This window comes from Nitrospirillum amazonense (assembly GCF_029594735.1).
Taxonomy (GTDB): domain Bacteria; phylum Pseudomonadota; class Alphaproteobacteria; order Azospirillales; family Azospirillaceae; genus Nitrospirillum; species Nitrospirillum amazonense.
The window spans coordinates 1,293,443-1,306,444 of sequence record NZ_JARPAF010000002.1; the positions used below are offsets into that span (position 1 = coordinate 1,293,443).

At 65.9% G+C, this 13,002-nt stretch carries 12 protein-coding genes; 6 read left to right on the forward strand and 6 right to left on the reverse strand.

Annotated features, from left to right (window positions below):
- Nucleotides 1-604 precede the first annotated feature (604 nt).
- The 3 genes from P5F91_RS12010 to P5F91_RS12020 all read left to right on the forward strand — a co-directional run bounded on the left by P5F91_RS12010 (nucleotide 605) and on the right by P5F91_RS12020 (nucleotide 5,282).
- Nucleotides 605-2,893: a TonB-dependent receptor gene (locus P5F91_RS12010; RefSeq protein WP_145609695.1), complete on the forward strand. Its 2,289-nt coding sequence runs from the start codon at nucleotides 605-607 to the stop codon at nucleotides 2,891-2,893.
- A gap of 62 nt (nucleotides 2,894-2,955) precedes the next feature.
- Nucleotides 2,956-3,603: a gluconate 2-dehydrogenase subunit 3 family protein gene (locus tag P5F91_RS12015; protein WP_145609694.1), complete on the forward strand. Its 648-nt coding sequence runs from the start codon at nucleotides 2,956-2,958 to the stop codon at nucleotides 3,601-3,603.
- The gene (locus tag P5F91_RS12020; RefSeq protein WP_277907268.1) at nucleotides 3,600-5,282 is read left to right on the forward strand and encodes an FAD-dependent oxidoreductase; all 1,683 of its coding nucleotides are present in this window, start codon (nucleotides 3,600-3,602) and stop codon (nucleotides 5,280-5,282) included. The genes P5F91_RS12015 and P5F91_RS12020 overlap by 4 nt, the downstream gene beginning before the upstream one ends.
- Here the strand turns inward: P5F91_RS12020 and P5F91_RS12025 are convergent.
- Together P5F91_RS12025 and P5F91_RS12030 are read right to left on the reverse strand one after the other, a co-directional pair.
- Nucleotides 5,279-5,689 carry a nuclear transport factor 2 family protein gene (locus P5F91_RS12025; RefSeq protein WP_145609692.1) on the reverse strand — a complete coding sequence of 137 codons (411 nt, stop codon included), beginning with the start codon at nucleotides 5,687-5,689 and terminating at the stop codon, nucleotides 5,279-5,281. The two genes, P5F91_RS12020 and P5F91_RS12025, sit on opposite strands and share 4 nt — an antisense overlap.
- Before the next feature lie 245 nt (nucleotides 5,690-5,934).
- Nucleotides 5,935-6,315, reverse strand: coding sequence for a winged helix-turn-helix transcriptional regulator (locus P5F91_RS12030; protein ID WP_145609691.1), 381 nt, complete (start codon nucleotides 6,313-6,315; stop codon nucleotides 5,935-5,937).
- A gap of 74 nt (nucleotides 6,316-6,389) precedes the next feature.
- Here P5F91_RS12030 and P5F91_RS12035 point away from each other — a divergent pair, with 74 nt between their 5' ends.
- Nucleotides 6,390-7,370 carry an SDR family oxidoreductase gene (locus P5F91_RS12035; RefSeq protein WP_277907269.1) on the forward strand — a complete coding sequence of 327 codons (981 nt, stop codon included), beginning with the start codon at nucleotides 6,390-6,392 and terminating at the stop codon, nucleotides 7,368-7,370.
- Between the two features lie 82 nt (nucleotides 7,371-7,452).
- Here P5F91_RS12035 and P5F91_RS12040 read toward each other — a convergent pair whose 3' ends face one another.
- From P5F91_RS12040 to P5F91_RS12050, 3 genes are read right to left on the reverse strand one after another with little or no spacing between them, the layout of a single operon-like run.
- Nucleotides 7,453-8,121 carry a peroxiredoxin-like family protein gene (locus tag P5F91_RS12040; RefSeq protein WP_277907270.1) on the reverse strand — a complete coding sequence of 223 codons (669 nt, stop codon included), beginning with the start codon at nucleotides 8,119-8,121 and terminating at the stop codon, nucleotides 7,453-7,455.
- Between the two features lie 55 nt (nucleotides 8,122-8,176).
- Nucleotides 8,177-8,797, reverse strand: a complete 621-nt coding sequence (locus P5F91_RS12045; RefSeq protein WP_277907271.1) for a glutathione S-transferase family protein — start codon at nucleotides 8,795-8,797, stop codon at nucleotides 8,177-8,179.
- The gene (locus P5F91_RS12050) at nucleotides 8,790-8,945 is read right to left on the reverse strand and encodes a hypothetical protein (protein WP_186454632.1); all 156 of its coding nucleotides are present in this window, start codon (nucleotides 8,943-8,945) and stop codon (nucleotides 8,790-8,792) included. Before P5F91_RS12050 ends, P5F91_RS12045 begins: the two co-directional genes overlap by 8 nt.
- A 115-nt stretch (nucleotides 8,946-9,060) precedes the next feature.
- On the opposite strand from P5F91_RS12050, the gene P5F91_RS12055 reads away from it, so the two are divergent.
- Both P5F91_RS12055 and P5F91_RS12060 read left to right on the forward strand, forming a co-directional pair.
- On the forward strand, nucleotides 9,061-9,957 hold the full coding sequence (locus tag P5F91_RS12055; RefSeq protein ID WP_145609687.1) for a LysR family transcriptional regulator: 897 nt from the start codon (nucleotides 9,061-9,063) through the stop codon (nucleotides 9,955-9,957).
- Nucleotides 9,958-10,047: 90 nt separating this feature from the next.
- The gene (locus P5F91_RS12060) at nucleotides 10,048-10,827 is read left to right on the forward strand and encodes an enoyl-CoA hydratase/isomerase family protein (protein WP_211106871.1); all 780 of its coding nucleotides are present in this window, start codon (nucleotides 10,048-10,050) and stop codon (nucleotides 10,825-10,827) included.
- Nucleotides 10,828-10,884: 57 nt separating this feature from the next.
- Here P5F91_RS12060 and P5F91_RS12065 read toward each other — a convergent pair whose 3' ends face one another.
- The gene (locus tag P5F91_RS12065; protein ID WP_145609686.1) at nucleotides 10,885-12,963 is read right to left on the reverse strand and encodes a beta-galactosidase; all 2,079 of its coding nucleotides are present in this window, start codon (nucleotides 12,961-12,963) and stop codon (nucleotides 10,885-10,887) included.
- Nucleotides 12,964-13,002: the final 39 nt, after the last annotated feature.

Here is a 13,002-nt window from a genome sequence, read left to right on the forward strand (position 1 = left end):
GCTCGCGCTGCGGGCCTGGCTTCACCGCTTTCCGTTCACTCATAAGCTCCGCTTTCCCCAAAAGGCTCGTGGTGATTTGGAATCATAGCGCTGATACCATTTTCGGCCGCCTGCCGGAAACCGCAATGACCTGTGCTCAACCATGCCCGAAAAATGGCGTGGCGGCAAACCGGCCGCGGTTGACCGCGGTTGGCCATCGCCACCTGGATATCGCGACGGACGCCGCCAAACCCGCCGTGCGTGGCTCTAAGAATATAATGGTGATTCTGATATGTGCGACGCAGCATAAGTTTTTTGAGAGTGGGGGATATCCTTTACCCTCGCGACGGGTGGTGGCGCCGTGTGGCGGAATATCGGCGGATATTTGGTTCAGTTAATTGATTACATTGCGCTATTTTCTGCGTTTCCACGGTGCGTGATCCCGTGCCCCGGCATCTGCCGCGCCGTGCCCGCCGGCCTGCGATCCGAAGTGTGGCCATTGCGATGGATTGGCCCTGGACAAGAACCATAATCCAGGTTCTAATTATCTCCAACAAATGCGGGGAGGAATGGATGGGCCGGTAAACCGTCGGACACCTTCCCGACATCACAGGGGAGGGTGTCCATGAAACCATCGATCAAATTGCTGCTGCGCGCCTCGACGGCGCTGTTCCTGACGACCGGGGCCGCCATGGCGCAGACCGCACCGGCGTCCACCGGCGCCAACGCCGCCGACACCTCCCTCATGGAAATCGTGGTCACGGCCCAGAAGCGTAGCGAAAGCGTGCAGCAGGTGCCGATCTCGGTGACGGTCATCGGCGCCGACCAGCTGGCTCGCCGGGGCGTGCAGTCGGTGCAGGATCTTTCACAGGCCAGCGCTTCGTTGGAATTCACGGCACCCACCGCCGCACCTGGCGGCGGGGGCTTCGTTCGTGGCATCGGTACCAACCAGGTGGGCAACGCCACGGCCGCCAGCTCCGTCAGCATCGTGCTGGATGGCGTGGTGCTGGGCAACGTGCCGGTTTCGGATATTTTCGATACGGAGCGGGTGGAGGTGCTGAAGGGCCCGCAGGGCACGCTGTTCGGCAGTTCGGTGTCGGCCGGCTTGGTCAACATCACCACCAAGGCGCCCGTCCTGGGTGAGACGTCGGGCTATGTTACCACGGAATTCGGCCTCACCGGCCTGGGCTCGGGATATTCCCGCGACGTCGTGCGCGCCGCCCTGAACGTGCCGGTGACCAGCAATTCGGCGTTGCGCCTGGCCGCGCACTTCTACGACAACTCCGGCCTGACCAACGACACGGTCACAGGCAAGGATGAGGACCAGAGCAACTACGGCATCCGCGCGCGTTACCTGGCCCAGCTGTCCGACAAGCTGACGTTCAACCTGATCGGGGACTACAACAAGACCGACGACAGGGATCCGGGCGGCCTGATCTATCGGGCGGCCACCGCCGGCTCGCCGCTGGCCCAGGCCCTGGACGCGTGCGGCATCGTGCCCTCCGCCTCCAACACCAGCCAATGCAACCAGCAGGGGCTGTATGACCGGGCGCAGATCGGCGGTGTGTCGGGTCAGTTCGATCTCGACCTGGACGGCATGACGCTGACCTCCATCACCGCCGGGCGCCGCCTGCACGACACCACCGCCGTCGACCTCATCGGCATCACGCCGTCGGTGGCGCGCCAATACATGCAGAACTGCAATTTCTCGGACTGTTTCCCGGTGGTGGCGCTCTACGCCGGCACTACGACCACGCCGCAGGTGAACAATCGTTCCCTCTTCTCGCAGGAACTGCGCCTGACCTCCTCGGACAACCGGGACCTGGAATGGGTTGGCGGCTTGTATTACCAGCGCACCGCCCTCGCCGGTTCCAAGCCGGGGCTGCTGCTCATCCACCCGGCGGCCGTGGGCATGGACCTGACGGCGGCCAGCGGCACGCAGGCCATCCGCGCCGATAGTGAGGACTATGCCGCCTTCGGCAACGCCACTTGGTACCTCGAGCCGGGAACCCGGCTGATCGGGGGCTTGCGCTTCACGCATTCCCGCGTTCATGAGGAGGAGGCGGACCCCATCAACGCCGGCGTGCCGGACACCTTCGCCGCGACCGGCTACGCCAACGCCGCCACCTGGCGCGCGGGCGTACAGCACGATTTCGACCGGGACACGATGGCCTACGCCACGGTCTCCACGGGCTACAAGGCGCCGCAGATCAACGACCAGCTGACCACAACCGACCATACCCTGGACCCCATCAAGGCGGAACGGCCCATCGGGTTCGAGGTGGGTGTGAAGAAGACCATGTTCGATGGGCGGCTCTATGTTGATGCCGACCTCTTCTATACCGATGTGAAGGACTTCCAGACGCAGTCGTGTGTTTCGGGCATCAGCGGCCTGAACTGCTCCAACATCAACGTGTCGAGCGTCGTCACCAAGGGCTTCGAGTGGGAAATTTTCGGCCACCCCTTCGCGGACACGACGGTCAACGTTTCCGGTATCGTCAACATCGCCGAATACCCGCAGGGCTTCATCGGGGCCGACGGGTCGGACATGTCCAACAAGCAGCTGAACTACGCGCCCAAGTTCAAGATGACCATCTCGGCCGAGCGGCAGTTCACCCTGTCCGACACCTACAGCCTGGTCCTCGGGGCTGATGCCACCATCCGGACCAAACAATCCATGTATCTGTCGGCGGACCCGACCTACGTCGTTCCGGGCCAGACCATCTTCAACGCCCGGCTGACCCTGAAGTCAGAGGACGACTGGTCGGTGGGCCTGTTTGGCCGCAATCTGGGTGACAAGGTCTATCCGACCCAGCTCTACCCCACGACGGCGTTCGCCAAGGGTGGGCTGTGGCAAGTGATCGACCCCAACGCGCGCCGGGTGGTGGGAATACAGGCGGAAGCCAAGTTCTGAACCCGGGCTCGCGGCGGTACGGGGCTCATCCGCCGCCGCCGAACCCTTCTGGAGGATAGCCCATGGATCAAGGTAAGCGGGATGCACGGGGCACCGGCCGGCGCCAGTTCCTGATGACCATGGCGGCCGCTGGCGCCGCGCTGACGCCCACCACCCTTTGGGCCCAGGTCAAGGCTGGCGCGGACGCGTCCGCCGTCAAGGCCTTGGCGCCCTCTCAGCGGGCGCTGCTGGACCGGGTGGCCGATTTGACGATACCCGACAGCGACACGCCCGGCGCGCTGGCGGTGGGGGTGCCGGCCTTCGTCACCCTGGCGCTGGCCCATGGCCTGGAGGGGGCCGGCGCGCCCGTTCCCGCGGCCCGCTTCACCGGCGGCGCGGCTCCGGACGGCGCCACCGTGCTGGACTGGCTGACGTTCGAGCTGGACCTGAAGACGGGTGGCGCCTTTCTGTCGGCGGCACCCGCCGCCCAGATGCGGGCGCTGACGGCCCTGGATAGCGCGGCCTATGCATCCGGTGGCCCACCCGGTGGCGACGCGTCGCCCTGGCGCCTGCTGAAAGGGCTGATCGTCACGGGATACTACACCTCCGAGGCGGGCGCCTCGCAGGAACTGCAATACGACCTCGTACCGGGACACTGGGACCCGGATGTGCCGGTGGGCCCCCATGCGCGGGCCTGGTCTAACGATTGGACGGCGGTGGACTTCGGATGAGCACTGAGTTTGACGCGATCGTGGTCGGTTCCGGGATCACCGGGGGCTGGGCCGCCAAGGAACTGACGGAGAAGGGCCTGAAGGTCCTGATGGTCGAACGCGGCCGCATGATCGAGCACGGCAGCGGTTATGTGACCGAAACCCTGGCGCCCTGGGAAATGCCTTTCCGGGGGGAGGGCGACGCGGCGCTCTATGCCCGCGATTTCGCCGTCCAGTCCAAGAACCGGCATTTCACCGAGTTCACGCAGAACCATTTCGTGAACGACAGGGACAACCCCTATTCGGTGGCGGAGGGCACGGAGTTCAACTGGTGGCGCGGTTACCAGCTGGGCGGGCGTTCGCTGACCTGGGGCCGGCAATCCTACCGCATGAGCGATTATGACTTCGGCGCCAACAAGAAGGATGGCCACGGCAGCGACTGGCCCATCCGCTATGCCGACCTGGCGCCCTGGTACGACCATGTGGAACGCTTCATCGGCGTGTCCGGCCAGGCGGAGGGCGTGGCCTCCTTGCCCGATGGTGTCTACCAGCCGCCCATGGCCCTGAACGTGCTGGAACGCTACGCCAAGGGGATCATCGAGCAGCGCTGGCCCGACCGCCGCCTGACCATCGGGCGCACCGCCAACCTGACGCAAGAGAAGGAGGGGCGGTCCGCTTGCCAGTACCGCTCCATCTGCGCGCGCGGCTGTTCCTACGGCGCCTATTTCAGCACCCAGAGTTCCACCCTGCCGGCGGCCCAGAAGACCGGCAACCTGACCCTGATCACCGACACGGTGGTGGAGCGGGTGGATTACGACGCCCGGACGCGGCGGGCGACCGGCGTCTCGGTGCTGAACGTGAAGACGGGGGAGCGGCGGCGGCACACCGCCCGCATCGTCTTCCTCAACGCCGGTGCCTTCAACACCAACCACTTGCTGTTGCGCTCACGGTCCGATGCTTTCCCCGCAGGGCTGGGCAACTCCAGTGGCCTGCTGGGCACCCACATCATGGACCATGCGACCACGGTGGGGGCCGTCGCCCTGTTCGACCGCTTCCAGGACCGCACGACCTATGGCAACCGCCCCACGGGCATCGTCATTCCGCGCTTCCGGAACCTGGACCGGCAGGAGGGTGACTTCCTGCGGGGCTACAGCTTCCAGGGCGGCGCCTTGCGCAGCACCTGGACGCGGGCCAAGCGCGAGGCGGGCGTGGGTACGGACTTCAAGGCCGCCATGCGCGGCCCCGGCGGCTGGCGCATGGTGCTGGTTTCCTTCGCGGAAAGCCTGCCGCGGCCGACCAACCGCCTGACGCTGGATCCGGTCAAGACGGACGCCGTGGGCGCGCCGCTGCTGAAGATCGACTTCACCCATGGCGAGAACGAGCGGAAGGCCCTGGCGGACGCCGGCCGCGAGGCCAGCGCCATGCTGACGGCAGCGGGCGGGAAGGTCGTCCTGTCGTTGGACCGCCCCGGTGTGGGCGGCAGCGCCATTCATGAGATGGGCGGCGCCATGATGGGCGACGACCCGCGCGCCTCCGTCACCAACCGCTGGAATCAGCTGCATGACGTGCCCAACGTCTTCGTCAGCGATGGCGCCGCCATGGCCTCATCGGCCTGTCAGAATCCGTCGCTGACCTATATGGCGCTGACGGCCCGCGCCTGCGATGCCGCGGTGCGCCTGTTGCGGGAGGCTAAAATCTAGGGTGTGCCGGCGGATCGCTGAAACTCTTCGGATGTCTCGTCGAGGAAGACGTACAGCGCCGCGATTTGGCCATCGCGGACCGTGATGACATCCCAGCCGGTATAGTCGGGTGTTTCACCGCGTGGCCCTGAGCCCCAGGCCAGCCGCCCGGCATCGTGCAGCACCTGCGCCTTGCCCTGCGGGGTGTAGACATAGTGCGGATGCGTCGCCCGAAGATCACCGGCGAATTTGTTGATCGCCTCGCGCCCGACGATCACGCCGGGTGGCACGTAAAGCACCCCATCCTGTGCCCAGAGCTCGTCGATTGCCGCGCGGCGGCGCGCATCGTCGCCTTCGCCGAAGACCTCCTCGAGGTTCCGATAAAGCAACGCGCGGATGCGCTCCTCGGATTCATTGGATTGCATCATGACATGTTTCCTTGAGAGGGCGACCGAACCTCGGCCAGGACACCCTTCGCATTCGTATCGAACGTGCGTCGGTGCCGGTAATAGATACCAATGGAACGATGTGACCTATAGTAGGGTAATTTAGCACCCAATGTTTCACAGGCGGAACAATGGCGCGTGAAAACCGCGGCCGGTTGTGTCGTGGCCTGAGCGGGTAGATACACGCGACCATCTTGGGACGGGCCGGAACCCAGGCGCTCATCGGTCTAGTCCGCCAATCGGTCCTGGTAGCGCAAGGCCCAATCGTGCAACGCGCTGAAGGTCGGCATGAGATCGACGCCGGCTTGTGACAACGCATACTCCACCCGTGGAGGCACTTCGGGGTAGGCGGTGCGAATGACGATGCCGTTGCGCGCCAAGTCACGAAGCTGCTCGGTCAGCATATGCTGTGTGATGCCCGGCAGCGCGCGGCGCAGTTCGCCGAAACGCATCGGGCCGGCGACCAGGCTGCAAACAATCTCGATCTTCCATTTGCCGGTAATGGCCCTGATCGCCCGCTGGAAGCGCATGACCTCGATACGCTCCGGTCCCGTGCACCCGTCGCATTCGTCACCGTACGCGCGCGGCTCGATAGTCTGCTTTTCCATATTACCTCTCAAAATCCATCCTACTTGTCCTAATTCATCTGTCTGGCCGAATGTGAGGGCAAGGAGAAGGCGAAATGAGCAAGATTCTTGTCACGGGTGGTTCGGGGTTCCTCGCCGGCCACTGCATAGCGGCGGCGCTGGCGGCGGGGCACGAGGTTCGCACAACGCTGCGCAATCTCGACAAGGCTTCGCAGGTCCGCGCCATGATGGTGACGGCAGGTGCGGATCCCGATCACGGGCTTACGTTTCATGCCGCCGATCTGGGCCATGACGACGGTTGGGATGCCGCCGCCGCAGGCTGCGACTATGTCCTGCACACCGCGTCGCCCTTTCCGCCCGTTCAGCCGGAAGACCCCAATGATCTGGTCATACCGGCACGCGATGGAACCTTGCGCGTGCTGCGCGCGGCCAGCCGCGCCGGAGTGAGGCGTGTTGTCCTCACCTCCTCTTTTGCCGCGGTCGGATATGGCCCGGCACTGCCAGGCCATGTCTATACGGAGGAGGATTGGACCCCCGTTGATGCACCAAACCAACCTTACATTCTGTCCAAAACCATCGCGGAGCGCGCGGCATGGGACTTTGTGGGGGAGGTCGGGACCCCGGAACTGAGCGTCGTCAACCCGACCGGAATATTTGGGCCGGCGCTCGGGCCTCAGCTCTCCACGTCGACGAACATCATCAAGGGATTGCTGGATGGCGCCTTTCCGCCTGAACTGCCGGATATGTGGTTCGGCGTGGTGGACGTGCGCGACGTTGCCGACCTGCACCTACGGGCCATGATCCAGCCAGCCGCGGCTGGTGAGCGCTTCATCGCGGTAAGCGGCGAACCCCTGTCCCTGCTGGAGGTTGCCACCATCCTGCGTGAATGTTTTGGGGCCTCAGCCGCCCGGGTCCCCAGGCGCGCCGCCCCTCCCTCTCCCAACGCGAACCGTCGGCGTTCCAGTGGTATCAAGGCGAGACAACGGCTCGGCTGGTCGCCGCGGCCGGGGAAGGAAGCGATTGTCGCCAGTGCTGAAAGCCTGATGCGGCTCAAATTGCTGCGGACATTCGACTAGGACCGCGTTGGAGCCGACGTGCCTTCGAGGGTTGCTTCCTTGACGGGAAGCAGAGCCGGCCGCTGACCCGGCCGGCGCATGCTCAGGCGTTCACGGCGCGACGCAGGGCCGGCACCATGTCCTCGGGCTCCGGCCGGCGGGTGTAATCGGGATTGACCTCGGCATAAAGGATCGTCCCATCCGGCGCGATGACATAGCGGGCCGGCATCGGCAGCGTCCAGCTCTGGTCGCCGTTGAAGGCCGGGAGGTCGTTCTTCAAGGTCCTGTAGAGATCGACAAGGTAGCCGGGCAGCGCGAAGCGAAGGCCGAAGGCGGCGGCCACCTCGTTGTGCGTGTCGGACAGGATGGGGAAACTGAGCGCGTTCTGGCGGACGGACTTGCGGCTGTTCACCGGCAACTGCGGAGAAATGGCGACGAGGCTGGCGCCCAGCGCCTCGAACGCCGGCAGGGCGGCCTGAAGCGCCTGCAGCTCCATATTGCAGTAGGGGCACCACACGCCGCGATAGAAGCTCACCACCAGCGGCCCCCTGGCCAGCAACGCCGCCGATGAGACCGGCTTGCCATCGGGATCGTTCAGCGTGAAGGCGGGTGCCTGATCACCGGCCTTAAGCGCACGGGCAGCGGCGCCGCTGGCGATCAGCTCGGCGGTCGCGCGGTGCATGGTCTCGATCACCGACGGCGGCACGTTGTAGGGCGGCTTGCCGGCTTCGAAGTCCGCCTTGAAGGCGTCGAGCTTGGATTGCAGGGACATGAAACATCTCCGTGAAGGGGGGCGGGGCTCATTCCCCGCCGGAATTGAATGAGGGTCAGGTGGACGGCAGCAGTGCGTTGACGCGGGAGAGGGCACGCTGGACGGCGGGCCGTGCCGCGATGTCGGCGTACCAGCGGGCGACATGGGGCGTGTCCTCCAGCCCGACGCCGGCGAACTCGCGCCGCCACAGCCAGCCGAAATGGGCGATGTCGGCGATGGTGAACGCGTCGCCGGCGGCGTAGCGATGCCGCGACAGCACCCCATCCAGTACGGACACGGTGCGTTTGGCCTCACCCAGGAAGCGCTCGATCGCGATCGGCTGCGGCTCGGCCGCGAAGCGCTGGAAGAAACCTGACTGGCCGAACGCGGGACCCAGCCCCGAGGCATGGAAGAACAGCTGCTCGAACACCCGGGCCCGGCCCTCGCCCGAGGGCGGCAACAGGCGGCCGGTCTTTTCGGCGAGATGGACCAGGATGGCGGCGGACTCGGTCAGGACCAAATCGCCATCGACCAGCACGGGCACCTTGGCGTTCGGGTTGAGTGCCACGAAATCGGGCGCCTTCTGCGCGCCCTGGCGGACGTTGACGGCATGCAGCGCATAATCAAGCCCCAGCTCCTCCAGCGCGATCGGCACCTTGATGCTGTTGGGCGTGGCGAAGGCGTAAACCTCAAGCATGACGGGATTCCTTGTGACGCAGCCCGGCGCGCAGGATCGGCGCGGCCAGCGCGACGAGTGCTGGAACCGGGCTGCCGGTGATTTGAAAGGCGAGGATCCCGTCCAGCAGGGACGGCGCGGCGGCGGTTCCCATCAGCCAACGAACCATGATCTCGATCTCCTCACCCCCTTCGGCCCATCCGAAGGCACGCCATAGGTGCCCGTTCGACACTCGACGGGGCAGTGGGCCCTGGGCGATAAAGCTCATTCCAAGGAGGAATGGCATGGACCGATATCAGGCAATGGCGGCGTTTGTCCGCGTGGTGGAGACCGGGTCCTTCTCAGCCGCCGCACGGCAGCTGAATGTCGGCCAGCCCGCCGTCTCCAAGACGATCGCCCAACTGGAGGACCGGCTTCAGGTCAACCTCCTGATCCGCTCGACCCACGGACTGAGTCCGACCGAGGCGGGACACCGGTTCTATGAGCGGGCCAAGGCCGCCATCCGGGAGGCTGACGAGGCGGACCTGGCCGCCCGCGGTGCGGGGGCGGGGCTGTCCGGTATCTTGCGCGTTTCGGCCGCGACCACCTTCGCCCGCCTGCACATCGTGCCGGTGCTGCCGCGCTTCCTTGAACAGCATCCCGAACTGGAGATCGACGTGATCCTCGACGACCGCGTCATCGACTTGGTGGCCGAGGGCATCGACGTATCGCTCCGGATGGGCGCGCTGCCCGACTCATCCGCGGTCGCGCGCAAGCTGGCGACGGGCCCGCGCTCCGTATTGGCCACGCCGGCCTATCTGGCGCGCCGGGGGGAACCGCAGAGCCCCGCCGACTTGGCCGGACACGAAGCCGTTATCCACAGCCAGTTGCCCAGCGTGTGGTGCTTCACCCGCGACGGCACCGAAGCGTCGGTCTCCATGCGCGGGCGCGTCAAGGTGAGCGCGGCTGAGGGGCAGCGGGCGGCGGTGCTGGCCGACATGGGGCTGACGGTCGCCTCGGACTGGATGTTCGCGCCTGAGCTGGCCAGCGGCGCGGTGCGCCGGGTGCTGGGGGACTGGACCCTGCCCTCCCTGGACCTGTGGGCGGTCTTCCCCGGGGGGCGCATGGCCAGCGCCAAAGCGCGCGAATTCGCCCGCTTCGTGGAAGGGGTGATGGCCGAGCCGTATTCCACGCTGGAATAAGCCATATCGCCCCACGGCCTCGTCCGCCCCGCCGTTGGATGGCTTAGCTAATCCGTCAGGCCGCCGCTTCCGGACGGCTTGAGATCAAGGATGAGCACCATGGCCAAGTTCGAGACCTATCGCGACGCTTTCCCCAACGCCCGGCTGACCCGCAAGGACAATGGCGTTCTGGAAGTCGCCCTGCACACCGATGGCGGCAAGCTCGTCTTCAACGGGCATACACATGAGCAATTCGTCGAGCTGTTCCACCAGATCGGTGAGGACCGGGACAATCGCGCCGTGATCCTGACCGGCACGGGCGACGCCTTCATGGACATGATCAATCCCGAGGGCTTCGACTTCTTCACCCCCCAGGGCTACGACAAGATCCTGCGCGAGGGCCGCAAGGTGCTGTCCAATATCCTCGACATCGAGGTGCCCATGATCACCGCGCTGAACGGTCCGGTCCTGCTGCACAGCGAATACGCGCTGCTGACCGACATCATCCTGGCAACGCCGGACACCGTGTTCCAGGACAAGCCGCATTTCGAGTTCGGCATCGTCCCCGGCGACGGCATGCACCTGTTGTGGCCGCATGTGATCGGCTCGGTCCGGGGGCGCTACTTCCTGCTGACCCGCCAGATGCTGGACGCCCAGACGGCGAAGGACTGGGGGGTGGTCAACGAGATCGTGCCGGCGGACCGCCTGCTCGCCCGCGCCCATGAGATCGCCGACGGTATCGCCGCGCTGCCGCCGCTGACCGGCCGCTACACCCGCATCGCGCTGACCCAGCAGCTCCGCCGCCTGATCGATGAAGGCACCGCCTTTGGCCTGGCGCTCGAGGGCATCAGCGCCGCCGACGTGGCGCGCCGCATGGCCGCCCAGGGCTAGAACCACGGCAGCCGCCCGGCAAGTGCCGGGCGGCTGGTTCCAGCGGCCGCTTCACCTTCAGGGCAGCAGTTCGGCTTCCCAAGGACCCAGAACCAGGGTGCCATCGTAGCGACGATTGCTGACAAGCCCGGTTTTGGCGCCCGTGATGGCGACGTGCTGCGTCTCCCGCGTCGTGTTCACATACAGCGTCCGTCCATCCACGACGCGGGCGTAAACCCCATCCGGGGTCTGCGGCCCCTGATGAACGCCCGCCAGACCATAGGCGTAGGCCAGGACCGGCGCCATGGCGGCGGGGGCAGGTTCTGTCCCCAGGTACAGGGCGGTGCCCTTGCCGAACTTGTTGATGGTGATGGCCGGCGTATGGTCGGGGGTGTTGTCGAAGGTCGCCAGCACCGTCGCCGTCGTCGGCGCCAGCACTTCATAATAATGAGTGGTGGCTGCCGTCGATGACGACCCTAGGCTGTAGCTCAGCGGTGCCTCCGACCGGTAGAACGCGTTGGTCTTCAGCCCGAACACATCGGACAGGCGGCCCGGCAGGGGCGTGTCGAACCATTGCGCATGCTCGTCCACCTTGGCCGAATAGCCGGTCATCAGCACCGTGCCGCCGTTCTGGACATACTCCCGCACGGCCTTCGCCGACGCCGGGTCCATCACATAGTCGGCGGGAATGACCACCAGCTTGTAGGGCGCCAGCGTGTCGTGCCCGACGTTGATGATGGCGGTATCGATGTTGGCCTTGAACAGGGGCTCGAACGCCGCTTGCACCATGTCGCCGTAGGCGCCCTGGAAATACTGCCGGGTGGTGCTGGACGGCCCGTTGGGGTGAGAGGCGATGGCGGATTCGAAGGAATAGGCGATGGCCACCTCGGGACGGGTGTGGCGCGGGAAGCCGTAGCGGGAGAGGCGCTTGAACTCCCCGGCGATGCGGCCGAACTCGTCCACCTTCCAGGACGGCGTGCCGTCGTGATCGACCAGGCCGAACAGGGCCTGCTCCTCCCCGCCCAGGTGACTGTTGAAGGTCCAGGCCAGGATGCCTTGCGCACCCATCAGCAGCCCGAGATAGGCGTACATGCGGCTGCGGCCGGGCGTGCCATAGTCGCCGCCGCCGCCGGCCGTGAACTCGTTGAACCAGATGGGGGTGGGCAGGTCGCCCTTGGTCATCAGCGCGTTGAACGCCCCGCTTATGGGGTCGGCGGGGTAAAACCCCTCCGCGCCGTAGGAGACGTAGGATTTGTAGGTCGCCAGGTAATCGAAGCCGCGCCGTGGCGCATAGTCCCAGAGGTTGGAGATGGTGGGCAGGTCCGGCATGGCGCGGCGGCGGATCGCGTCCAGCTCCCGAAGGCGATCCACGGTGACGTCGGACCAATAGCGGTGCAGGTCGAGGAAGCGTTCCGCCGGGCCGGGGCCATCGGCCAGGGGCAGGTCCACGTCCGAGAAATCGTTGAGGCGGCGCGACCAGCGCTGCGTCGCCCAGGCCTTGTTCAGCGCGTCGATGGTGCCGTACTTGGCGCGCAGCCAGGTGATGAAGCGCTGGCGGTCGGCCTCGGAATAGGACATGAAGCCGTTGCCGATTTCATTGTCGTATCCCACGGCGATGACCGCCGGGTGGTGGGCATAGCGCTTGGTCATCGCCTCGGCCAGGATGCCGGCCTCGCGCACGTAGTCCGGATCGCTGATGTTGTCCATGTAGCGTTCCGCCGGCGGTAGCCGCGCACCCGCCTGGTTGACGATATCGACGCCGGGATAGGTCCGGTGCAGCCAGATGGGGGCGGGCGTCCCGGGGATGTCCAGGATCACCCGGATGCCGGCGGCGTGCATCTTGTCCAGTACGGCGTCGAACCAGTCGAAGGTGAACTTGCCCTGCGCCGGCTCGAACGAATCCCATGACAGGTCGCCCATGCGCACCACGGTGAAACCCGCGTGTTTCATGATGGCGATGTCCTGGTCGATCTGCGCCGGCGTGCGGTCGATCGGCTGGTAGCAAGCGCCGACGAATAGCTGGTTCGGGCCCGGCCAGCTGGCGGGTACCTCGGACTCCCCCGCAGTGGCGGCGGCCATCGATGCGGTGCACAACAGGGTGGTCAGCAGCGCGCGCAGCGCCTGGCGCCGGAAACCGGCTGGAAAACGCGATGTCATCTCTGTCTCACACGATCTGTTCTGGCGCCCGTGCCGTCG